Here is a 23,269-nt window from a genome sequence, read left to right as displayed (position 1 = left end):
CGAAAAGAATATAGAGTCTTTAAATTACACGGGTCAATCGTTACCGGCTTCTGCCTACCATTCTTTTAATCGTATGTCTGCGTCCTTTAATGGATAGTGCAAGCTGGTAAACGTTCTCTGGAAGAGGTGTTCCGGCATAGCCACCATCTCCAATGGCATGAATATCCGCACCTGTCTGCTTCATCATAAGTGCGATTAAGGCAATCGTTTGAACATCCGCCCCTTCAACCGAGCTGTTCAGGAAAGAAAGAGCCAGAGTTCCGGGTTTGTACGAATGAACAAATTCTACACATTGTCTGACATGCTCCACTGTAATGCCATGTCTGGAGCCAGGTGCAGGCAACGTAATAACATCAGCACCAGAATCGATCAGGTCCTTAATAATTTCATTGGAAGGTCTCTCGCTCAGCGGATCACCCAACACCTTCTCAATGGTTCCGTCTTCCCATTTTCCGGCACAGATCAGGATTTTGTCTCCCAGTGTTTCTTTTGCCAGCTTGGTTGCTTCAATGATCCGTGCAAAGGTTGTACCTGCGGAGGGATTTCCTCCAAGTACGATAAAGTCAGCTCCAATCTCCAAGGCACGCAGGAAGTTCTCCCTGGAAGCAACTCTTCCTTCTTTGGCCTCCACATACTGCTCTCCCGCTACCTGGGCATCAGGGCTTGGACATTCAAAATAAATGCCGAGCGGAACTCCAGCCCATTCTTTGACTTGCTTGAGACTATACGGCTTCTCGGCCATCTTGCCGTGCTTCATTTCACGCAGTCCAATATTGGATTCTTCCTTGACCATATCAAAGCCGTTCAGCATAACCATATCTGCGCCGTAGGCAGCCTGGATTTCCGCATTGGTCACACCATCCACCAAACCGGTGTTTATCATTACAAGATGTTGTCCCATAATAACGCGCCCTTCGGAAGCCAGGATAGATTCTTTCAAATCTGCTGCGCTAAATTTCAAAATATCGCTTTTGGTGCTGGCGATTAATCTTTTTACCAATGTAATCTCCCCCATATTCATTAATGTTTTATAAGTGGCTGGTAATCAGCACAAATATTGTTCCTCGATGTCGGATATCATCTTGATGCGGTCGCCATGACGACCTCCTTCAAACTCAGCCTCCAGCCATGCTTTCACAATCATTTTCGCCAATTCGCTTCCAACGACACGTGCACCGAATGCAAGAACATTCGTATTGTTGTGCTGCTTGGACAACTGTGCTGAATAAGGCTCGCTGCATACCACAGCCCGAATACCCTTGACTTTGTTGGCCGAGATCGATATCCCTACGCCTGTGCCACAAATCAGGATACCTGCGTCAGCCTGCTTTCCGACTACTGCCTCGGCAACAAGTTTCCCATACTTGGGATAGTCGGTTCTTTCCGAACTTTGCGGTCCGTAGTCAATCACCTCATGACCCAGTTCATTAACATAAGCGGAAATAATCGCTTTAAGCTCTACAGCCACATGGTCGCTTCCAATAGCAATTCTCATGACTCTATTCCTCCCCAATTTAAATATTTTTCAATCTGTTAACGATGGCTTTGTAAGGCTCATCTTTGCCGAACAAAGTGGATGTTCCCAAAACGAATCCTTCAACACCGTAGTTTGCCAATTCATTGATCTTCTCTTCGGAGATCGCACCGTCTACCACGATTGTATAATTCAGTCCTTTTTCAAGTTTGTATGCTTGTAGTGCTTTAATCTTGTCGTTCACGAAGGTTAAATATTGTTGACCCGCAAAACCGGGATTTACGGTCATGACCAACACATAATCAATCATGCCGAGCAAAGGTTCAACCGCAGCAATGGCGGTTCCCGGATTAAGAGCGATCCCTGCCTTTATCCCCCTGCCAACTATTCGGTCAATTGTGCGTGTCGGGTGCATATCAGCCTCCGGATGGAAATAAATGATGTCTGCACCCTTATCAGCAAACAAATCAATATAGGCGGAAGGGTTGTCGATCATCAGATGCACATCCACTGTTTTTTGGGTCTGTTTACGGATATACTCCAAATCCTGAAGCCCCATTCCGAAATTAGGAACAAATCTACCATCCATAATATCAATATGATAAATATCCACATTCGCTTCTTCCAGTGCGTTTACTTCATGTTCCAATGATCTAAAATTAGCGCACATCATGGAAGGACATAATAGCATACTCATTAATGATCATCCCCTCTCAAGAATTTGAGTAAACGATTACTCAAATGGCATAATATTTTTATAATCTGAAACTCTTTGGATTGTTTCTTATGCCCTTTGGTACTGAATAAAATAGTTGAGATAACGTTTACTCATTGAAAATAAAACAACAGTTATGGATTAAGTTCCATCACGTGTAGCTTTCGTTACGTATTATTGATATTTAGTACTCGTTTGAGTAAACGATTACATTCGACGTAATTAAAGTATCATTTTATGATCTTGTTGTCAAACTTTTTTTATCGGACCTTGCACGGGAAAAGAATACACGTGTAGAGTAATGCTCGAACGTCTCACCCTATGAGAGATAGAGCATTCCCTATGTTTACCTCTCCCGTGGCTAATCCAAGATGTTATATGAACATGAAATCAGGTGGTACTACGTTGTATCAACCTTACTGGGACGGAATAATGCTGTTCCTGTTCCAGCCTTTCTCCACTCAGCATACGAAGCAGCACATTGCAGGCTTTATCTGCAAGTGTTTCTTTGTCTTGTTCAATTGTAGTCAACGGTGGATTGCAGTATTTAGAAATTGTATCATTATCAAAACCTACTATTTTGACTTCACCCGGAACCTGTACTCCGTATTTCTGTAATGCGAGCAATGCGCCCAAAGCCAGCCAGTCATTGGTAGCAAAAATGCCGTCAAACCGAAGTTTTTTCTCCAAGACACGCTCAATAGCAGCCTGTGCGGTTTCCAGAGTAGGCCCATCATTTCGAACTGCCACCAAGCGGTCCTCTGATGGGTACAGTCCATGCTTTTGCAGAGCATCTTTATACCCGTACAGACGCTCATTAACAGAGGATAGATTGTTTTGCTTGGTCAACAGTAAAATTTCCTTGCAGCCTTTGTTAATCAACTCCTCTGTCGCCAAAAATCCACCCTCATAATGATTGGACTCGATAAAAGCTACATTCGTGTTAATCCTTGGCCTACGGTCAATACATACAATGGGAATGGGCCGTTTAAGCAATTCTGCGGAAAGCTCCTCTTGTCCAGAAATACAGATCAGACCATCTACCATTTTCCCATCCAGAGTTTTAAGATATTCTCGTTCCTTCTCCGCATCTTTGGCAGTATTACATATAATGGTAGAGTATCCTTGTTTGAATAAGAAGCTCTCCGTTTTTTGTACAATAACCGAAAAAAATTCATTATTAATATCCGGCACCAAAACACCAATCGTCTGCGATTTACTCATTCTCAGGCTTTTGGCGATACTATTGGTCTCATATTGGTACTTTTGGATAACTTCATTAACCTTCTGTCGAGTTTCCTCAGAGAAGCGGCCATTCTCGTTAATCACACGGGAAACCGTTGCTACAGAGACTCCGCTCAATCTGGCAATATCTTTTATTGATATTTGATTTTTTTTCATAATTTCCCTCGAACAATCGTATTGAGTAATCGTTTTCCTAATTGGAGATTAGCATAGTCTTAATATTGATGTCAACTTACACAATAGCATAGAACGAGGTTTCCGCAAAAATATGTGGAGACGGCAAGTCATCAGTCCGTTTCATGAGTAAATAATTCCTTTACAAGGAATACTTTATGGACAACCTGTTTACTCTACGGGGAAATGAATTGAATGGTTTGGGGGGGGATATCATCATGTGGTCCAAAATAGTACCTTATATTCCAAGCTGGACTACATTATTTCAGGCCAGCCTCGCATTAATTTTTCCATTAGGGATTTATTATTTAAACACCTCAATTTATTCACTCGTAGGCAGTAAGGGTGCAATTTCCAAGCATCCTCCTGACCGTTCATCTGCCAATAAAGATCACAAAACGCATACTGATCAGCAGCAGGAACCAGACTCCAAAATTACAGGGGATTATGATACTGACTTGAAATTGATCCAAGCAGCTATAGGCGAGAATAGTGATGTGCATTTTCGTGAGTTTATGGTGAAAAAATTTCATGCACGGTCCGTGTTAATCTTCATAGATGGTATGCAGGATGAGGAACTTATGAACAAGCAGGTGTTGCAGGTCTTGATGTTTGAGGACCAACAGGAACAGCCGGAACGTATAAGCAAATCTTTCATAAAAGAAAGCTTGATGCCACTTACGCAAATTAGTGAAGTTGCTGATATGGAGAATCTGCACGAGTTAATCCTCTTAGGCCATACCGTGTTAATCATTGAAGGAATGACAGAAGCACTTTTGGTCGGGTCCCCTAACGGCTCTGTTCGATCCGTAAATGAACCAACCTCTGAAGCATTGCTTCGTGGTCCCAGAATCGGCTTTACGGAAGTATTAAGTGAAAACACTTCGATGCTTCGACGTCAAGGCTTAAATAAAAGTTTGGAAATAAAGAAATTCCAAGTCGGAAGCAGAATCAAAAAAGATCTGGTTATCGCGTACATCAAGGATATTGTGAATCCGGATCTTCTTGAAGAAGTGAACCACAGAATCTCAAAAATAGATATGGATTTTGTAGCTGAATCCGGTTATGTGGAACAACTTATTGAAGACAATTATTTAAGTCCTTTCCAGCAGGTTCATAACACAGAGCGGCCCGACCGTGTCATTAATGCGTTGCTGGAAGGAAGAATAGCCATTCTGCTCGACGGGACTCCCTTTGCACTTATTGTCCCGGTGACTTTCAGTACGCTGCTTCAATCTCCCGAAGACTATTATGAGCGCTGGATTCCGGGGTCACTTTTACGTTTGCTGCGATTTTTCGGAGCTTTCATAGCACTGATGGGCCCTGCTTTGTATATCTCTTTTATATCGTTTCATCCCGGTTTGATTCCGACCAAGCTGGTCATCAGCATTATTCAAACCCGTCAAGGCGTCCCTTTTCCATCCGTCATAGAAGTCATGATTCTGGAAATTTCGATCGAAATCCTGAGGGAAGCCGGCATACGATTGCCTAAACCCATTGGTCCTGCGATGGGCATTGTCGGAGGCTTGGTCATTGGCGACGCTGCTGTAAATGCCGGCATTGTCAGCCCATTCCTGGTCATTGTGGTTTCAGTTACTGCTATTTCTTCGTTTTCGATACCGTCATACAGTGCGGGCATCAGCTTGCGCCTTTTGCGTTTCGTCGGAATGCTCTTTGCAGCAGTTCTGGGCATGTTCGGCACCATTTTGTTCTTCCTGTTAATTTGTATCCATATGACGAAATTGAAGAGCTTTGGGGTACCGTATATTACTCCTTTCACACCCATACGTCTAAGCGACTGGAAGGATCTGTTTATTCGAGCTCCTTTGACGATGATGAAACGAAGACCTATTATGATGAAAACTCAGCAAAGCAAGCGCAAATCATAGTACCCGGAGGATGGAGGAATTATGGTGTTTACACGCTCTGATGATAAGATCACAACCAAGCAGGCTGCCGTTTTCCTGACCAATACGGTGCTTGGGGCAGGGATTTTGACACTGCCAAGAGGTGTAACTAAAACAGTACAGACGCCTGATGGATGGCTTTCTGTCCTGATCGGCGGATGTATTGTCATATTAGTGGTCTTAGTGATGGTGAAATTAAGCCAACAGTTTCCCGAAAACACCGTGTATCAATACTCCAGGAGAATCGTAGGAACTATTCCAGGAGGATGTTTAAGTATGTTATTAATTATATACTTTCTCATCATCGCTGGCTTTGAGATACGTGTATTAGCGGAAGTGACGTTGTTTTATCTGCTCGAAGGGACACCGATCTGGGCGATTGTCATTCCATTCATCTGGACGGGATGTTATCTGGTTTTTGGAGGCATTAATCCTATCGCGCGGCTATACCAGATTGTACTTCCGATCAGTCTTTTCTTTCTGCTTCTCTGTTTTGTCCTTAGCCTGAGAATCTTTGAAATTGACCATCTTCGTCCCGTATTGAGTAACGGGATTCTTCCTGTAATCAAGGGACTAAAATCTACTGTCCTTGTTTTCACTGGATGTGAAGTAATCATGACACTGGTCGCTTTTTTGCAGCACCCTGAAAAAGCCGTCAAGGCCATGGTCGCAGGGATCAGTATTCCTTGGATACTGTACTTTTTGACCGTATTTATGGTGGTCGGCGGGTTATCTGTGGACTCAACTGTGACAAGCACTTGGCCCACCATTAATTTAATACGCACCTTTGAACTTCCTGGCTTTCTTTTTGAACGTCTGGAGTTTCCGCTGCTGGTGATCTGGATGATGCAAATGTTTTGCAACTTCTGCAGTTTTTTCTTCAATGCATCTTTAGGTATCTCACAGGTGTTTGGTCTTAAATATCGTTATGCTGTATTCGGCTTAATCCCGGTTATCTTTATCTCCACGATGACTCCTATACGTATGACTGAGGTGTTTAATCTGGGCGATGCGATCGGATACATGGGAATCATTTTATTTTTTCTGGTTCCGGTACTTCTTTCCATCGTTTTTATGATCAGAAAGAAGGGATTGAAGCAAAATGTGTAGACGACATATTCTATCTTTGCTGCTTGCCTTCGTTCTTTTGGTGACTCAAACCGGGTGCTGGAGCAGCAAAGAAGTGGAGGAATTAAGCATATATACAGGAGTGGCTCTGGATAAGGGTGAGCTCACTCCATTGGAACAAGCCCTGGAGAAGGAAGGCAGCCGATATTTCAAGAAAAATAAAATGACTGCCAGTGTGCAAATTGTTCCAAAAAAATCTTTCGGCAGCGTAGCTAAACAAGGCGGTGGTGGACAAGGACCAAACTATATAAATATGGCCGCCACCGGCGATTCATTGCTTGAAATATTCCGGCAATTTTCCCTTCGTTTGGACCGTCCGATCATTGGTCACCACCTAAAAATCATGGTGGTTTCCACCGAACTGGCGAAACAGCAGACGATGCAGCAATTGATGGATTTTGTGCTGCGCGATAATGATATTCGCCCGAGCTGTATGGTTTTCTTAAGTAAAGGTCGAGCAGCCGACACATTAGTTACAAAATACAAGGGCGAGGTCCCGTCCATTCATATTCTGTACATGCTTCGCAACCATTTTAGAACCAGCAAGGTGATGAGAGGGGTCAATTTGTCTGAACTGGATGGGTTGATGCATTCCAAGAAGAGCTATATCCTGCAAAACATTATAGACGCTGATGGAGAATTCGAATTTTCAGGCGCAGGCATTATTAAGGGAGATACCGGTCACTGGATCGGTAATTTGGGGCAACAAGATGTGGATAGTATTGCATGGATTAAAAGTGATGTTGAGGGGGGAGCCATCAAAGCGTATGATGAGCGGAATCAACCTATAACTTATGAGATCAAATCGGTAAAAAGCAAAATAACGCCTAAGGTGACCAATGGAAACGATATATCGTTCCATGTCAAGATTGAATCCAAAGGACGCTTCATCGAAGACTGGGATGAGAAATTGGACCCAACTAAAACACAGAACATGAAAGAGGCTGAGAAAGTATTTAAAAAAGAATTGACTAAAAGGATTAAGTCTCTTATGTACAAGCTGCAATCGGAATATAAAGTCGATGTTGCCGGTTTTGGCGAACGCTTATATATTGAAAAACCTCAAGCGTGGAAAAAAGTAAAGGATGATTGGGATTATAAATTCAGTCAAATCCCAGTAACCTTCGATATTAAGCTATCCATTACGGATTTAGGTTCATCTTCTGAATAAAGACTTTACTTTCCTCAAGCAAGCCCTTGATTGGGGTAAAACTGTAGTTAACGGAACCAACGGGATTAAAGAAACATCGAAAAAAGCGGGTATCTTCTAAAAACACACAACCCAAAATGAAGACCTTATATCATAATAGCCGCTCCTGAATTTTTTCAGGAGCGGCTATACGCTTAATTCAAATGGATTTTAAATACATCTCCTGCATTGCCACCCAAAACGATCAAGCCACCTTGGGGCAGAACAACCGAATTGTTGTGGCTGGCAGTTGAGAAATCTACAATTTCTCCTTTTTCATCATAGACAGCAAACCCTCCACCTTTTGGAAAATCGACGGTCATCGTTTTATGGGCTGCGTTTTTATCTATTTTATACCATGTGGCTTGGCCATTCGATGGTATGGTGTACACTGATTTCCCGCCCGGGATGGGTTTAACAGCATCTTCACTGATATAGGATTGTCCATCTATGATTAAATACTCCGAACCATCCTTGGTAGTAAAATTCAAATCAAATGCATCTCTTCCACTCATAACAGGAATCTCAACGGCATTAACTGCTTTATTCTCATCCACAATTTTAGTACCACTTGCGTATCCATCATGATCAACGGATATTTTTTTCGTTATAAATGATGGGGCCAAATAAAAAATAGAAGATATCTTTTCATCCAAAGCATAATAATTTTTCCCGTTTCTGTTTTCCCATGCCTTTTTAACTGTAGGATTAAGGGGATTGGCATCAAGCTTTTGATATTCATAAGTCACCATAACCATTTGGCCTAATCCCGGAAAGTTTAAATATATATTAGCCTTAATATACGTTTTCCCGTTTTTTTGTTTGTCAAAACTTACGATTGCACTGCCATCACTGCTTTTGAATTGTCCATCGCCTGTATACACATATTTTTGCGCCGGGACGAATCCCTCCAGAGCAGGTAACTCAAACTCTCCGTTCTTAATCTCTACATTGATGGTTGTACCCACAGAACCGTATAGTCCAGAATAAGAAAGTAAATCAGACGTCATGTCTGCTTTTACAGGAGGCTCAAATGTTTTATCCGGTAGGATGTCTTTAATGATGCCCTTATCTTTTAAAACTTCCAATAAAACGTTAGAAGCAAAAATACTATCTAAGATGGAAGACCCTCCAGATGAAAGCACAGCCATAGAGATATGATGCTCTGGTATGGTGATCAAAGTAGAGTGATACAAAACAGTATCCCCCCCCTTGGATAGCGCAGTTATTCCGTAATCACTAAACGGTGCCAACTGAACCGCATCCCAACCAAGCCCATAATTAAAGCTGTTTGTCTCTTCAGGTACCCATATTCCTTTTCGATATTCATGACTTTGCATGGACTTTGCCGATTGTGCAGATAAAATATCGGGTTTGTTCCCCGTTAATACTTCTGAAAACATAGCCACCTCTTCTGCGGTGGAGTATAAGCCTCCTGTCCCGATGATATTGGCATTTTCAACCGGTAAGGCCCCCTCAATCCCAGGAAAATAAGTTTTGGACAGCTTTTGTCTATCAAATTGGCCGAGAGGTGTTTTGGTAGATTTCAAACCCAAAGGGGTATTAATATGCTTTGCCAGAAAGTCAGTGTAACTTAGACCGCTCACCCGCTCAACCAATATTTCAAGCAATTGAAATCCATCATTGGTATATACGGAATATTCGCCAGGGTTTGATTTTAAAGTTTCTGATTGCAACCTTAGCAAGAGCTCATCATGATTTTCTGTATCATTGTCATTAAATAACATACTATTTTTTAAGTGGGCACCGTAAAGGCCTGACGAATGATTTAACAGCATACGCGGTGTAATTTTTTTGTACCTTTCATCGGCCATTGTAAAGTCCTGAATGTATGTTGTTAGCGGCTGATCAATATCGACTTTATGGGCATCCACCAGCATCATCGTTGCAGCAGACACGTACATTTTGCTGATAGAGCCTATACCGAACATGGTATCTTTGGTGATCGGCTCGTTGGTTGCTTTATTCTTTACACCCACGCTATCCGTTAATACGATGTTTCCATGGTCCATAATGGCATACTGCACACCGCTAGCACCGTATTTGGATACCAGCTCCGAGGCCAGATTGCGAGCCTTTTCCTTGATGAGTTCAGGATTGCCTTGAGCAAAAGCATTCGTCATCGGCAGTACAAAAAGCATAGCCGAAATGAACACAGCTATTATTTTCTTCATTCTATATTTCCTCCTCTTATGGCTTCACCAGATTTTATGACTGGACTGATCATACAATGAACGAGGATTCTATATAGAAAAGGCACCCTGAAACGAAAAAAACAATCCCTAAACAACATATTGTCTAAGGATTGTCCTTATAAAATGGCAATAAAACCATATTATTAAATATTTTATTTTTCGTTTCAATGGTCATGTTTCCACCGTATTTGTCACATATTCTGGATATATTGGTTAAGCCAATACCATGAATATCCGGGTTTGATTTTTGACTGTGCAAATGGGCCACTTCATTCTCCACATGATTCAGGATGTGAATGAAAAGCGCAGATTCATTGGAATGTATTTTAATAAGAATGTACCTGTCATCCGCAATCTTGACCTTTTTAGATGCTTCTAAGGCATTATCCAGCATATTCCCTAGAGCGACACATAAATCATAACGTTCAATATTTACTTTCTGTGAATATAAGTTAAGCTGGGTATCTACCTTGATGCCATTGGCTTGCCCAATATTAAGACTATTCGTGACAAGGGCATCTATAACCAGATTACCGGTATTAACCCTTTGATAGGCTCCTTCGATTTTATTTAATGTAACCTTAATATGTTCACTCGCCTCAGCCAATTCATTTCTCTTGATACATTCTTCAATATACAAAAACTGTTGGTGTGTATCATGAATGATTCTTTTCATATTTTTGAAGCTGTGAACCGTTTTTTCGTAGTTAGCATCTTGGTAGTCCATCTGATGTTGTAATTGAGCATTTTCATGCATTAATTGAAATTTTTCAATGATATTATCGAAAATATATATGATAAAAACATTTAAGAAAATAAAGCCAATAATAGAACCAAAATAATACATGTTCTTTTCACTATAAACAGATAAAACATTGACCTGGTATAAACTTATGATGGGAACGATTAAAAATAAAATATAGTAACGATGCTGCAAAGGGAAGGTTCTGCGTTTGGCGAATAGCCGTATAATCTGAATGACAGCAAACATGATAATGCAGCTGAGTAACATGACCTTAGAGGATATCAAGTGATCTTGTCCACTCAAATGGCTAAAGTTGCTAATTTTAACGGAGCCTACAGCATATAAAATATAAAGAGATATAAAATTAACGATGGTTATTAATACAGCATAAAGGATAGAAAAAATGATCTTTGTCTTGATTTCCACTGTATACGATTGCGCTAAACTAAATATGACAAGTAATGCTAAAATCGAAGATATCGTAGGAGTCAAATAAACACTTAAATATAAGGAATCCAGCAACCCAAAAATAATGAAGTACACGAATCTGTTCGGCTTTCGATTGGACTTATCAAAAACCGAGTTAAAGTAAAAATTCACTTGGAAGCACATCACAAGGACAACGCAAAGAATAAGAAGCAGGGAGTTATATTCCATCATATTAATGCATCTTCATGATCATAAATTTGGTATACAAATCTTTAACTTCTTTTATTTTAGAACGCCCAATAGGTAACTTCACATCATTTGACATCAAAACATCACCGCCAGCAAATTTTTTGACATGAATTAAGTTTATAATAATCGAACGATGAATCTGTAGAAAATTATAGTCCTTTAATGCTGATGCATAATCAGAAATAATCCCTTTGCTATCATAGGTTTGTGTAGAGGTGACAAAATGCAGTTTGTTTTTTATGGTTAAGCTTTTGGCCACTTCAATGCTAATGATATCATCATATTTTAAAAGCACTTCTTCATAAGCTGACTTGATGATCACGAATTTTTTATCTAGAGATTGAAAGTACTGACACAGCTTTATCATTTTTTCCTCAAAGATATGGGGAGCAATCGGTTTTATTAAATACTGAAATGTGACTACGTCAAAGCTTTCCAGCATGTACTCAGGGTAGCTCGTTAAAAAAACAATCTGTTCATCCAGGTGATGTAAACTCCTTATTTTTTGGGCGGTTTGAATTCCGTTCATGCCATTCATTTCAATATCCAATATTAAGATATGGAATGGCGATTCATGATTTAGATAATGAGATACCAGCCTTTCTCCTGAGTCGAATAACTCAACTTTAAATTCTATATTGGTCTTCATCGATAAAGTGACTAGCATATTTTTAACAAGCTCTCTTTGCTTGTCCTCATCATCGCAGATAGCCACTCTATACATAAATAACGTACACCTCATTCCCATTGCATGTAGCATGGAATTATAGTTTAAACAGTATACAATCTTTTAATAATCTATAAACAGCTTTTGGATAAAACGCACATTCAAATCCCTCAAATGCACTTCAACTCCAGTTCACATGGCTATAATAGTAAAAGTGTCTGCTTTTCATACAGGTCTAGACCCTGTTCTCTTTAATCTTTACATCATGCCTAGCGACTTATAAACTGGCTAATTAATCGATTTAATGGTTTGGCTGCCCTTGTAGGAATTCGATGATCCATATCTTCGATAAAAATCAGCTCGTTTTGGGGCAATCGTTCATGCAACAACCGGGCATATGGATAAAAGAGTTTGTCTTTCTCTCCGTAAATCAACAGGACGCGATGATTTATTTCCTGCAAATGTGCTGTACAGTTATAGTGCAGACTATAATTGTAATATTGCTCCGCATTTTTGGCGTTTCCTTTTCTGGCATCGTTAAACAACGACCAGAACAAGAATAAATTTTTATGAGCTTGACTCCAAGCAGTGGAGAAAGCAATCGGACTGATCAATCCCAGTTTGGAGAACATATGTCCAAGTGATATTTTGTTTTTCAATTCCCTATCGCCAACTTCTGACATGCCACCAATGATAATGCCGCCCAGGGATCGATCAGGATAGGCTAACAGAAAGTCAAGCACAATGGAGCCACCTGTCGAATAACCGCATAAAAATGCCCTCTCTATCTCCAACTCGTCCATGAGCTGCTTCATATCCTCGGCAATTAACGGATAGGTAATCGCTTTCTTGGAAGGATCACTTTGACCATGACCCCGAATATCAAAAGCGACTGTACGAAAACGATCGGACAATTCCTGAATTTGATATTGAAAGTTCGAGCTTGTCAACACTGGAGGATGAACGAACAGAATTGCCGTCCCTTTTCCACGATCCGTGTAATGCATACTATATCCGTTTATATTGGTTTTGGGCAATGCAAAACACATCCTCACTGCTTATATTTAGAAAAAAACAAAGCGTAAAAAAACGCAAAGACCTTTCACAATGCGTTTTTCGAAAGCTTTTAACAAAAGCTGGCTCACCATAAAGGAGTTATCGTAATTATGTCCGAAAATATTGTGAGTTACACAACATTTTCAAATTTCTCCCGTTTCAAAGGCTTTATCTGGGGAAATTTCAGGTGTGGTGATGTAAGTCCCCCATTCGGTTGCACGAATATAATCCGTACAAATCAGCCAGCTCTAGAGAGCCGACTGTAGTATAGAACTCCTAAAGGTGATTTTGATTTCATACACAGGTACAATGCTGACTGAGCCGATGTCCACGATTCGTTCCTCCGTCGTCTCTTTCCAGCCAGCCATGGTCGTATTGCTGTTTAGAACCTTACCTTTTCGAATGGGGGAAACGTACACATACATTCCTTGCTCCATGAGCCGATGTTCCAATGGTTTCAAACCCATTTCCCAGGTCGTATGGTTGCAGAAGTTGTCGTGAATCAGTTCGCCATCCATAAAAGCATAACCGATGTCTCCGGTATACTGGATACGCAGTAGAGCCTCCTTGATTCCGTCAAACGCATTGACATCAAAATTAAGAGTAAATTTATCGTTGTTAACCCTTTTCAAATTGAAATGGATTTCTTTCTTGGGAGCCCTTAAATGATACGTTTTAAATAATTTACTTTCTGTGATTTCAAGCAGCTCTCCGCCGGAAATGGATGTGATTGAGGCGTCAAAATCCGGGAATACACTCAGTGTTACAATCTCCTGATCCGTCGATTCCAGTCTAATCTCAGCCCCAGACACCAGCACATTGGCACTTGTCATAATGATTCTGTCCCGACCTTGCAGGTTTACCTTCCAAAATTTTAGACTTTGTTCATCAGTCATCGTGTAGATGGAGACTTTTTTGCCACTTTCAGATACGAGGTGGATGAGACTATCTTCTTCTTCAGCAACCTGAATGACCGTGCTCCCATCCATTTGCTCCATCGAACCTTTGTCGATGGTGGCACTGATCATATCTTTTGACTCCATTGCATAAGTTCCTTTCATGCCCTCAGGTACAAAGAAAAAATAATATACCTCTCCATCCTCTTCTATCCTTGTTATCAGCTGTGCCGTTGCATATTTGAGCTTCATTCCATCCAAATTGAAGTTAAATGGCAATATGGCAAAGCTATCACGTCCTAACGTCAGCTCTCCTTGACTAGGTATGACAATCGTTTCCTCGGGCAGCTCAATGCTTACCTTAAAATCGCACAGGTCATCATTTTCGACATGGTCTTGGAAATTATTGAGAAACAGGTAACCTGATCCGGCACTGGAGCGCACTGCATATCGCAAGGTATCCACATCGTAAGGATCCATCTGGGACGTATCCCCTGGCAGAATAGTCTTCGTTAGAGAGAATTGCTTTTCGAAGGTTGAAAAAAAATAATGCTGCAGCTTTGTTCTTTGGTAGGATTCCCTTACTTGACCAAATTCGCCAATCATGGCATTAAAATCATAGGATATTTTAGGTGTAGCCAGATCATTTGTGAACGGGTTAACCTTACCCCGAGGGTTCGAACCACCATGATACATGTAGTATCCGATCAGGTTACAGCCTTCTGCAACCTTCATGACAGTCATCGCTGGAACACTACGATAGGGAAATGCAAACCGGTATTTATAAAACTGAACCATGCCGCCACCCATCTCGCAGCAAGCGTACGGATAATCTTCAGGGGCGTATAGGGGCTCAAAATTGTAGCTCTTCGGAATCTTATTATTATGCTTGTCTCGGAAAATGTATTCCGGTGTCGCAGGATGCTCGTCCATCCCCTCCAGACGTCCCTCTCCATAGTAGATCCATGGCCAGTAGGCATATCCGCCCCATAGGGGCAGCATATCAGGTACAGGAGTTGTTGCTCCTCCCCATCCTGTACACGTATAGATCGGCGTATCAATTCCTGCTTCCAGAGCTATTTCTTTAAGTTTTAACATATGTGAATTACCGTCACTTCCACTGTTTAACCACATATCATTAACCCCTACAGTCAATGCCCACTGGGCAGATGAATGATTATGCTCGTTTTCGATTTGGGTGCCGATGATCGGCCCCCCCTCCTTATATAACAATCCTTTAATCTGGGCACCGATTTCGTTATACAATCTTCTCGTATAGAACAGATACCCCTCATCATTAGAACGAACCTCAAATGGCCGACCGAATAACCAATCCGGTATCCCTCCGTTTCGGATTTCCCCATGATTGAAGGGTCCGATTCGAATCATGACATATAGCTGATGTTTACCGCATAACTCGATGAAATGGCGAAGATTTTTGTTTCCACTCCAATTAAAAATACCCTCCATTTCTTCATGCAGGTTCCAAAAAATATAGGTTGCAATGATGTTCACGCCACCCATTTTTATTTTAATAATTTCATCTTCCCAATAGCGTTCATCATAACGGGCATAATGGAATTCACCACAGATGCCGAAAAAGGGTTCTCCATCCTTCTCCATAAAATAGTTGGTGAATCCGATCTCCTCTCCTTTTGGATTGGTCCCGCCAAGTTTGATATGTCCTTTAACAATATGCTTTAGATCATCTGTGACCGTAATTCGATAGTTTCTCATGAAGTTCACACTCCCCTCACTCGTTCATATTGAAACAACACCAGCTGTAACGGAGACAAAAGGTTGTCCAAGGAAGAAACTCTAATCTGAATTTAGGATAAATTGATTCCACTTGCGCTGCCAAGCTACATCATTCCAGAACGGATGATGCGGAGCACAGTTGGAGCAGAGGGTCATTCCCCAGAACCCAAGTGCCATTCCTTTTCGCAACACATATTCAGCGATAAATTTACCGACGGGACCTTCTTCAAATTGGGCATACAGCGGCGTGTAGCCTACATAGCCTTCTCCTATGACAATTGGAATGCCGGAATGACGGGTCCATTCATGAATTTCTTCCAATCGGGAGTCCGCCTTCTGCAACATGGCCATTTTATGGTCTCCATACCGATCGTACAAAAATAAATCCCATTGGTCGGGATCCACCCAGTCGTGCAAATAAATAAGCCTCATGCCAACCGGATTGCCTTCCATTCGCCAATTCTGCTCTGGAGGCAGGGTCCACTCTGCAAATGGAGGAGCGTCTTCTCTTAATAGGGATTGTACGAATGGATTGGGGAACGGCGACAACTCATCCTCTAGCCCTGCCGCTTCCATAAGCTCATTGAGCACCCCTTTAATATAAAGATGAAAATGGGCAACCTGCATATTACGCGCGACGTAAGCTTTAGGGTAGGCTTCATTTAACGTATAGCTGGCCGTCATCATCATATCGGGATGACATTGGCGAAGATATCCAACAGCTTCTTCTACATAGGGCTGCATGGCTTCAATAATGGCTGGTACATTCGTTTCCGCAATGCCTTGAGACGTTGCGATGGCGTTCAACTGTCCAAACTCCACTTCGTTATGCAACTCTGTATAGATAATCTGGTTCCTATAGCCTTCTGCTGTAACGAAACGAATCAACTGATCCATCGACCTTGCGATGGCCATAAATCTTTCCTTAGGAGGAATTGCAGCTAATTCATCTCTAAGCTCAGCAAAAGCCAGGAAGCTGGGACTCTGCTGATATTCCCAAGAGGATAACATAATGTAACAGTTATGAGCCTTTGCTTGTCTAAACAGTTCAAGCAAATGAGCATGCCCATCCAGCACTGCACCGCCGCGACAGTTATACCAGCGCGTACGCTGACCTACTTCCCCAAGGCTCGCAAACTTTAAGGGTCCGGGGCGTTTGCCATCCGCCGTAAACAACATGAATGGCATAGCACATATTCGGATCGTATTATAGCCTCTTTCGACCGCTTCTTTAAAACGGGTTGCAAGATCGCTGTAGGGCTCACCTTCCTGTGTCATTGTATACCAAGAGAAGTCCCACATTGTGATCGTCAATTTGCGCGGTACATTTCTTAAGAGATTACTCATTTGAGCTCCCCTCCCAGTCCGTATGATTCAATGCTCCTTGGTGGTTAGCTTCCAGCTTAAGCACAGATTCAAAATGCAGGATAGCTTCGTCCTGTCGCCCTAATCCAAGCAAACCAAGTGCTTTCATATAAGTACAATGGATCTGATTACGAATATCCAAATCATCTTCAAAAATGAGAAAGTCGGGTAATGAAACCGCGAAGTAATCCATTTTCACTGTATCGAACAAGTGTCTTTCAGCGTAATCCATTAGCTTGTTGAATCGGCGATTGCCTTCCTTCACATGACCAAGCTTCTTCCAGGCCAGTCCTTGGTAAAATATCATATCCGGCTGTTGATCGTTGTAATACATGGCGTTGATGGGTTCCTCCAGTCCTTGAGAGGCCGTGGAAAAGGCCTGCGTTGCCTCATCTGTTAATTTCAATAGCTCATACGCGCAGCCCAAATAATAGTAGATATCGTTATCTTGGGAACCCTTTAGCTTACCTTCCCCAAGGTTCTCTGGATAAACTAAAGCCTCACGCAGCCCTCTTACAGCCTGTTCAATCCGTCCAGACCTCAGGTCGGACTTGGCAAGCTCTATTTTGGCAAGCCTATACTGTCCGGTTACCTTACCCTCTCCGCCTTCCCATGGATGAAATGTTCTTCCTGCCAGCAAGGACAACGCTATCTTATGCTGCTTCATCGTATTGTGAACGGTTACATATTCCAAAAACAGATCATCGCGAAGCTTCACGATCCCCGGATAACTCTCCAGCAGGTTCAATCTGTCGTCAGGCTTGATATTCAGCTTCTTATAAAGCTGGTCAAGCTCATAAAGAACACGCGCGTCTGATGTATTGCATGCAAAGGCCTGCTCTAACGAATGGCGAGCCTTCTCTATTTGGCCTTGTTTGTTAAAATATCCAAGAGCAAGATTACGGTGAACGACGGGATAGGTATCATCAATGGAACGAGATGCTTCCCAGCAAGCAATGGCATCCAAATGCCGTTTCTTATCATAGAGTAAATTGCCTAAGTAATAATGTGCCTTTCCATCCTCCGGTTTTGTTCGAACTGCAAATTGCAACACATCCAACTCAAACAGACTGTTAGGAAAGCAGTAATCAGGCGCTGCTTCGGCTGCCTGAGCGAGAGTCCTGTTCGCCTGCTCAAGCTTGCCGATTTTAGCATAGCAGAAGGCCTGAATGTAATGAAGCATAGGGTATGTTTGCGCCTGCACTGGAGCTCCTTCCAGCACGAATGCCGCATCCTCATAGAGTCCTGTCGCCGCATAGTCCGATGCTATGGCTATATAGTTGTGTACATCTCCACGCATCCATTTTTTCAGCTCTTCGAAGACCGTTTTAGCATCAGATCGTAAACCGAAAGCCTCTAATGATAATGCTTGCTCACGGTAAGCTCCAAAATCGGCGATATCGAGCGTAATCGTTTCCTTGGAAAAGGCGATTGCCGCTTCGTAGTTGCCAAGCTTACGAAAAATGGCCGACTTAAGGTTGCGTGCTTTGTAGTTGCGAGCATTTCGGATGATTGAACGCTCCACCAACTCCAATGCCTCTTCATAATTCCCTTTTTCTGTCGCAATCTGCGCAAGTGAGAAATACCCGCTATCTTGCCATGCCGCACTCCATACTGATTTATAAAATGCAGAGAACGCCTCATCAATCCGCCCTTGGTGCTTAAGTGACAAACCAAGCTGATAGTAGGCCTCACCGTCATAGGGATTAGAGTTGCGCCAGGTTAACCGCGAAATTGCTCTACGGAAACACGCTTCGCTTTCTGAATACAATCCTCTACGAAGAAGCAACGTACCATATGCCACATTTATGCGGCTATCATTTTTATCTCTTTTCAGGCCCTCAAGATAATACGCCTCGGGTTCAAAGGTAGCATGACGGTATTGCTCCAAGTGTTGTCCTGCCAGATACAATTCTTCGTTAGTTCTTAATTCCTCCGGTTCCGGCAGGGGGGCTGCCGCAGCTGGCATCTGCTCAACTTCCTTTTTCTTCGGCTGGTAGCTAATCAGCTCCCTCCCTGCTGCGTCTTTGACGGTTAAGCATAGTTCATAATCCTCATCCTCAGTCAAGAGATCGATCTTCTGTACAAAAGCCATACGGGGGTCCAGATCTACAGATTCTTTAATATACATTCTCCGCTGGCTACTTAATTCCACAGCGGCTTTAAGAAATGGCGAAGTCACATAGACTCCAATCTGTGCTATCCCTTCGCTGCGATCAATGTCCAAACTTATAGCTGCGTCAATTGAAGCGTTTTTGACAATACCAATATGTTTGTAAGGCATAAAATACTGCGAGAACGATTTTTCTTCGTACGGCTGAAGCCAAGTAAAATCTGGTTGGTTATCGGTATATACCCCCGTCATCAATTCGATGTAAGGACCGTCTTCGTCCGTTAGATTCCGGTCCCATGCCTGGCCGAATTCGCCATTGCCCCATGTCCATTGCTTTTTCCCGGGAGAGATGTGATGGTTGGCCACATGCAAAAGCCCGGCTTGTTTCATATGGTCGTAACCACCTATGAAATTGTAGTCCGATTTATAGGCCATATATGAAGTGGGTACAGGAATATTTTTGTATCGGGAAATATCTACGCCTTCAGAATAATCCATTTTATAATAAGTGCCTGTAGCGATTGGAAAACGGGATACATCTCGCTTTCCGTGATCGAACACAGCTGATACGTCCGGAGGAAAAACAGATTGAGTGTGATCATGTACCGCTACGGCTGGATTGGCCCACCACAGAAATGTTTGAGGCTCAGCAGTCCTGTTGTATAGCTGGACCCCCATTTTAAGGTAGGCTTTATCCGGCTGAAGTGTAAAACCAGCTGTTACTTTCGTGCCGAACATGCGGTCAATTTCGCTCACCCATACCGTCGCGCTACCGTTCTCATGTTCTTCCAGCTTGTATTCGACCGGTCCGTAAGTGTTGGGACGGTGATGCTGCGGCCAGTTAAACTCTATGCCTCCCGATATCCATGGTCCCAACAAGCCAACAAGTGCTGGTTTGATGACCCTGTTGTAATAAACAAAATCGTAACCGTTAGTCTTGTCGACCGCACGATAAATGCGGCCTCCAAGCTCTGGCATGATCTCAATACGCAAATATTTATTTTCCAGAAAAACCAATTGATAATTTTCAAGTTTCTTATCATCCTCAATTTTATCAATGACCGGATGTGGATACACTCGACCGGAACTTCCTTGGTAGACACGTTTCTCCAGAAACATTGGATTTTTGTCGGGTTTGCCAATGCCGTACGTAGGGATCTGCACGGTCTCCTCCCACACGCGTGCCTTAGCATCGAAGTTGCTCAAATCCATCACTCCTTTGTAGTCGCTCTTATATTCAGAGCTTACAAGCAAGCACCATTACAGACAATTGACAATCCCCTGTTTATGATGGATTATATACGTATTTTATCATTAAAGCCGCACCCAACTGGGAGATGAATAAATTATGAATAAGAAAGCTGATGGATTTGAGGGTGAAAAGTTATATGTCCTTCCACCCTATATGTTGAATAAATTAAAATTGAATCCGCTTACACGTAATCTATATATTACGGATATAGGCTGCTTTAGCCATGCCCGCCATCATTTTCGCGAAAGAACGCATGGCTGTGACTCTCATATATTCATTTACTGCGCCCGCGGAAAAGGTTGGGTACGAACGGAGGATAACATAACCATCTCCATGACGGAACGAAGCTTTGCTTACATTCCCAGGGACATGCCGCATGCTTATGGGGCTGACGATGAAGATCCTTGGACTATTTACTGGTTTCATCTCAAAGGGGATCAAATTAACGATTTCATGGTATTGTTTGAGCCTTTTAAAACGTATGTAACGATGGCTGCCAGTGATGAAGTCAAACTACTGGAGCTGTTTCATCAGTGTTACGACCTTTTATTGAACAAATCATACTCCATTATACATTTAGTTCAAGTGTCGCAAACTGTTCGTTATCTGCTGAGTTTTGTTTTATCCGTTGCATTTCGCAAGGAAGACAGTACGTACCAGAGTCATGTTGATAAGGCAACACGTTATATGAGCGAACAATTGGAATCCACCGTTTCGTTGGAGGAGCTTAGCCGGCATGTTCAAGTATCCAAGCAGCATTTAAACTTGATATTCAAGCAATCAACCGGCTACTCTCCTGTCGATTACTATTTAAGAATGAAGATACAGAGGGCCGGTCAGCTTTTGGACTTAACGAATGCTTCTATAAAAGAAATTAGCATACAGCTCGGTTTTAGGGACCCTTACTACTTCTCCAGACTGTTCAAAAAAATAATGGGCTGCTCTCCTTTGGAATACCGAAATAATCTGAAGGGCTGATCTAAGTTCACCAGGAGCGTTCAATTTGCTTCTATCCGGCTACCGCAAGGTCACAGATCATTTACGAATCGGGAGTGCAAGGTCTATACTTAAGGTTAAAAAAGGAAGTTGTGTATGCTCGTAACGTTGAATCGAAGACTAAATGCAGCTATGCCGCTAATCACGCCCACCAGCATACTAATTGGCGTCCTGGTCGGTACGTCGTTGTCGGAATACACCGAACTCTCTCCCTGGCTGTTTGCGTTCATGACCTTCGCGGGCAGCATCAGCATGGGTTTCAAGGATTTTGTCCATGTGATAAAGCATCCCGGTCCGCTGATCGCCTGTCTGTTTATTCTTCATCTGGCCATGCCGCTTCTCGCCATGATGCTGGGGCATCTGGCTTTCGGCGACGATCCTTATACGATTACCGGGCTTATTCTTGGCGCAGCTATCCCTACGGGCATTTCCAGCTTCGTATGGGTCAACATCTACAAAGGCAATACGGCGCTGACATTGGCCATTATTCTGATCGATACGATTTTGGCTCCATTCGCCGTGCCCGGCATCATGTCCCTACTGATCGGAGCGGATGTGCAGCTTGACACCTGGGCGATGATGCAGAGCCTGTTTTGGATGATTGTCGTTCCTTCACTAATCGGTATGTTGTTGAACGAATGGACCAAAGGGAAGATCAAGCAGGTATGGGGGCCTCGGCTGGGCCCATTCTCCAAGCTGGCCATGGCTCTTGTCGTGATGATTAACGGATCTGTAATCGCACCTTATCTGGTCGATTTTAATCTTAAGCTCGTCGGAGTATGCCTGTCGATAATCGTCCTTGCTTCTACCGGATATGCGATTGGTTATCTGATCTCAGGGCTGATGCGGTGGAACAATGCGGACCGTACGGCGCTTGTCTTTAACGGCGGCATGCGCAATATCAGCGCGGGAGCCGTGCTTGCCATCACCTATTTCCCAGCCCCGGTAGCGCTGCCTGTTGTGCTCGGAATGATATTCCAGCAATCCACGGCATCTCTGGTCGGATTTCTGCTGAGTCGTCGCGACCGCGGCAAGACCAAGGAGAAGCACAGCACAGCCTCTGCCTCTTAAAGCGAAGGGGAGCAGCGGCAAATGTATCTTTGTTCGGCTCCCTTTACTCCTTTTGGATACAGGGAGTTAAAGAAAGAGCGATCCAGTAAATAATTCAAAAGTGTTTTAACCTTCATTTTAACAATAGATATTCAATTGGCTATCTAATTGCGTTTTAAGCGTATTAATGACCTATTGACTGCCCTGACATCATTTCATTAAGCTTGGTCACAAAAACGCCTTCGTTCGGGCCCTGGTTCATTCGAAGTATTTTCGCCTGTTCCACCAGAGCCTCGTCTGCATCCGTGCCAAGCAACTCCATCGTTTCTTCAATGAATGATACAAGTGGCATTGCGCTCGAATCGTTGCAAGTTCGTCGTGACACTCGAAACCAAATTATCTTCGTCCATCAAGTCTGACGGGTCATCGGGAAACATGATGCCGGCGTTGTTAAATAACACATTTAAATCCGGGTATTCTTCAATTAGCTGATTGGTGACCGCCTTTATGCTGGCAGGATCCTGTACATTCAGCTCCACTGCGGACATTCCGGGATTCGCTTTGATCGTCTCCTCCAAATTTTATTAATAACATGTCATACATGGACTGGATCGTCCTTTCGTATCTGAAATCAGGCCCAATCTA

Annotated in this window: 18 protein-coding genes; 5 read left to right on the top strand and 13 right to left on the bottom strand. The window is 42.7% G+C overall.

Going from position 1 to position 23,269, the window contains the following annotated elements; all coding sequences use genetic code 11:
• Positions 1-40 precede the first annotated feature (40 nt).
• The 4 genes from HPL003_RS10740 to HPL003_RS10725 form a co-directional block, all read right to left on the bottom strand.
• A complete protein-coding gene (locus HPL003_RS10740; RefSeq protein WP_014279658.1) occupies positions 41-1,000 on the bottom strand; it encodes a DUF7916 family protein in 960 nt (319 codons plus the stop codon).
• Between the two features lie 45 nt (positions 1,001-1,045).
• Positions 1,046-1,495: a ribose 5-phosphate isomerase B gene (rpiB, locus tag HPL003_RS10735; protein ID WP_014279657.1), complete on the bottom strand. Its 450-nt coding sequence runs from the start codon at positions 1,493-1,495 to the stop codon at positions 1,046-1,048.
• A 19-nt stretch (positions 1,496-1,514) separates the two neighbouring features.
• Positions 1,515-2,171, bottom strand: a complete 657-nt coding sequence (rpe, locus tag HPL003_RS10730; RefSeq protein WP_014279656.1) for a ribulose-phosphate 3-epimerase — start codon at positions 2,169-2,171, stop codon at positions 1,515-1,517.
• A gap of 408 nt (positions 2,172-2,579) precedes the next feature.
• A complete protein-coding gene (locus HPL003_RS10725; RefSeq protein WP_014279655.1) occupies positions 2,580-3,590 on the bottom strand; it encodes a LacI family DNA-binding transcriptional regulator in 1,011 nt (336 codons plus the stop codon).
• Between the two features lie 236 nt (positions 3,591-3,826).
• Between HPL003_RS10725 and HPL003_RS10720 the strand changes: the two genes are divergently transcribed.
• Genes HPL003_RS10720 through HPL003_RS10710 form a run of 3 tightly spaced genes read left to right on the top strand, consistent with a single transcriptional unit; the run spans position 3,827 to position 7,814 of the window.
• A complete protein-coding gene (locus HPL003_RS10720; protein ID WP_014279654.1) occupies positions 3,827-5,497 on the top strand; it encodes a spore germination protein in 1,671 nt (556 codons plus the stop codon).
• Positions 5,498-5,521: 24 nt separating this feature from the next.
• Positions 5,522-6,625, top strand: a complete 1,104-nt coding sequence (locus HPL003_RS10715) for a GerAB/ArcD/ProY family transporter (RefSeq protein ID WP_043922623.1) — start codon at positions 5,522-5,524, stop codon at positions 6,623-6,625.
• Positions 6,618-7,814 carry a Ger(x)C family spore germination protein gene (locus tag HPL003_RS10710; protein WP_014279652.1) on the top strand — a complete coding sequence of 399 codons (1,197 nt, stop codon included), beginning with the start codon at positions 6,618-6,620 and terminating at the stop codon, positions 7,812-7,814. Before HPL003_RS10715 ends, HPL003_RS10710 begins: the two co-directional genes overlap by 8 nt.
• 173 nt (positions 7,815-7,987) lie before the next feature.
• On the opposite strand, the gene HPL003_RS10705 is transcribed toward HPL003_RS10710, so the two are convergent.
• From HPL003_RS10705 to HPL003_RS10675, 7 genes are all read right to left on the bottom strand, one after another.
• The gene (locus HPL003_RS10705; protein ID WP_014279651.1) at positions 7,988-10,027 is read right to left on the bottom strand and encodes a serine hydrolase domain-containing protein; all 2,040 of its coding nucleotides are present in this window, start codon (positions 10,025-10,027) and stop codon (positions 7,988-7,990) included.
• A gap of 124 nt (positions 10,028-10,151) precedes the next feature.
• Positions 10,152-11,453 carry an ATP-binding protein gene (locus HPL003_RS10700; RefSeq protein WP_014279650.1) on the bottom strand — a complete coding sequence of 434 codons (1,302 nt, stop codon included), beginning with the start codon at positions 11,451-11,453 and terminating at the stop codon, positions 10,152-10,154.
• A gap of 1 nt (position 11,454) precedes the next feature.
• The gene (locus tag HPL003_RS10695; RefSeq protein WP_014279649.1) at positions 11,455-12,195 is read right to left on the bottom strand and encodes a LytR/AlgR family response regulator transcription factor; all 741 of its coding nucleotides are present in this window, start codon (positions 12,193-12,195) and stop codon (positions 11,455-11,457) included.
• 212 nt (positions 12,196-12,407) lie between these two features.
• Entirely contained in the window at positions 12,408-13,175 is a 768-nt protein-coding gene (locus HPL003_RS10690; RefSeq protein WP_014279648.1) for an alpha/beta fold hydrolase, read from the bottom strand.
• Between the two features lie 267 nt (positions 13,176-13,442).
• On the bottom strand, positions 13,443-15,827 hold the full coding sequence (locus HPL003_RS10685) for a beta-galactosidase (RefSeq protein ID WP_014279647.1): 2,385 nt from the start codon (positions 15,825-15,827) through the stop codon (positions 13,443-13,445).
• An 81-nt stretch (positions 15,828-15,908) separates the two neighbouring features.
• Complete coding sequence (locus tag HPL003_RS10680; protein WP_014279646.1) at positions 15,909-17,195, bottom strand: cellulase-like family protein; 1,287 nt, start codon at positions 17,193-17,195, stop codon at positions 15,909-15,911.
• Positions 17,188-20,538 carry a DUF5107 domain-containing protein gene (locus HPL003_RS10675; RefSeq protein ID WP_014279645.1) on the bottom strand — a complete coding sequence of 1,117 codons (3,351 nt, stop codon included), beginning with the start codon at positions 20,536-20,538 and terminating at the stop codon, positions 17,188-17,190. The genes HPL003_RS10680 and HPL003_RS10675 overlap by 8 nt, the downstream gene beginning before the upstream one ends.
• A 136-nt stretch (positions 20,539-20,674) precedes the next feature.
• Between HPL003_RS10675 and HPL003_RS10670 the strand changes: the two genes are divergently transcribed.
• Positions 20,675-21,556 (top strand): AraC family transcriptional regulator, encoded by an 882-nt coding sequence (locus HPL003_RS10670; protein WP_014279644.1) that lies wholly within the window; start codon positions 20,675-20,677, stop codon positions 21,554-21,556.
• A 114-nt stretch (positions 21,557-21,670) separates the two neighbouring features.
• Positions 21,671-22,645, top strand: coding sequence for a bile acid:sodium symporter family protein (locus HPL003_RS10665; protein WP_014279643.1), 975 nt, complete (start codon positions 21,671-21,673; stop codon positions 22,643-22,645).
• Positions 22,646-22,808: 163 nt separating this feature from the next.
• On the opposite strand, the gene HPL003_RS29695 is transcribed toward HPL003_RS10665, so the two are convergent.
• Both HPL003_RS29695 and HPL003_RS29690 read right to left on the bottom strand, forming a co-directional pair.
• Entirely contained in the window at positions 22,809-22,976 is a 168-nt protein-coding gene (locus HPL003_RS29695) for a hypothetical protein (protein WP_238533466.1), read from the bottom strand.
• Positions 22,954-23,172: an SDR family NAD(P)-dependent oxidoreductase gene (locus HPL003_RS29690; protein WP_052310817.1), complete on the bottom strand. Its 219-nt coding sequence runs from the start codon at positions 23,170-23,172 to the stop codon at positions 22,954-22,956. The genes HPL003_RS29695 and HPL003_RS29690 overlap by 23 nt, the downstream gene beginning before the upstream one ends.
• Positions 23,173-23,269 lie beyond the last annotated feature (97 nt).

This window comes from Paenibacillus terrae HPL-003 (genome assembly GCF_000235585.1).
Classification (GTDB): domain Bacteria; phylum Bacillota; class Bacilli; order Paenibacillales; family Paenibacillaceae; genus Paenibacillus; species Paenibacillus terrae_B.
The sequence above is the reverse complement of the archived record's forward strand: the minus strand, read 5'-3'. Positions and strand labels throughout refer to the sequence as shown.

Excerpts from the sequence above, each read along its gene's own strand:
- HPL003_RS29690 (WP_052310817.1), bottom strand. The coding sequence starts at position 23,172 with ATGTCCGCAGTGGAGCTGAATGTACAGGATCCTGCCAGCATAAAGGCG.
- rpiB (WP_014279657.1), bottom strand. The coding sequence starts at position 1,495 with ATGAGAATTGCTATTGGAAGCGACCATGTGGCTGTAGAGCTTAAAGCG.
- HPL003_RS10680 (WP_014279646.1), bottom strand. The coding sequence starts at position 17,195 with ATGAGTAATCTCTTAAGAAATGTACCGCGCAAATTGACGATCACAATG.
- HPL003_RS10665 (WP_014279643.1), top strand. The coding sequence starts at position 21,671 with ATGCTCGTAACGTTGAATCGAAGACTAAATGCAGCTATGCCGCTAATC.
- HPL003_RS10710 (WP_014279652.1), top strand. The coding sequence starts at position 6,618 with ATGTGTAGACGACATATTCTATCTTTGCTGCTTGCCTTCGTTCTTTTG.
- HPL003_RS10675 (WP_014279645.1), bottom strand. The coding sequence starts at position 20,538 with ATGGATTTGAGCAACTTCGATGCTAAGGCACGCGTGTGGGAGGAGACC.
- HPL003_RS29695 (WP_238533466.1), bottom strand. The coding sequence starts at position 22,976 with ATGCCACTTGTATCATTCATTGAAGAAACGATGGAGTTGCTTGGCACG.
- HPL003_RS10725 (WP_014279655.1), bottom strand. The coding sequence starts at position 3,590 with ATGAAAAAAAATCAAATATCAATAAAAGATATTGCCAGATTGAGCGGA.
- HPL003_RS10700 (WP_014279650.1), bottom strand. The coding sequence starts at position 11,453 with ATGATGGAATATAACTCCCTGCTTCTTATTCTTTGCGTTGTCCTTGTG.
- HPL003_RS10670 (WP_014279644.1), top strand. The coding sequence starts at position 20,675 with ATGAATAAGAAAGCTGATGGATTTGAGGGTGAAAAGTTATATGTCCTT.
- HPL003_RS10685 (WP_014279647.1), bottom strand. The coding sequence starts at position 15,827 with ATGAGAAACTATCGAATTACGGTCACAGATGATCTAAAGCATATTGTT.
- rpe (WP_014279656.1), bottom strand. The coding sequence starts at position 2,171 with ATGAGTATGCTATTATGTCCTTCCATGATGTGCGCTAATTTTAGATCA.
- HPL003_RS10705 (WP_014279651.1), bottom strand. The coding sequence starts at position 10,027 with ATGAAGAAAATAATAGCTGTGTTCATTTCGGCTATGCTTTTTGTACTG.
- HPL003_RS10720 (WP_014279654.1), top strand. The coding sequence starts at position 3,827 with ATGTGGTCCAAAATAGTACCTTATATTCCAAGCTGGACTACATTATTT.
- HPL003_RS10695 (WP_014279649.1), bottom strand. The coding sequence starts at position 12,195 with ATGTATAGAGTGGCTATCTGCGATGATGAGGACAAGCAAAGAGAGCTT.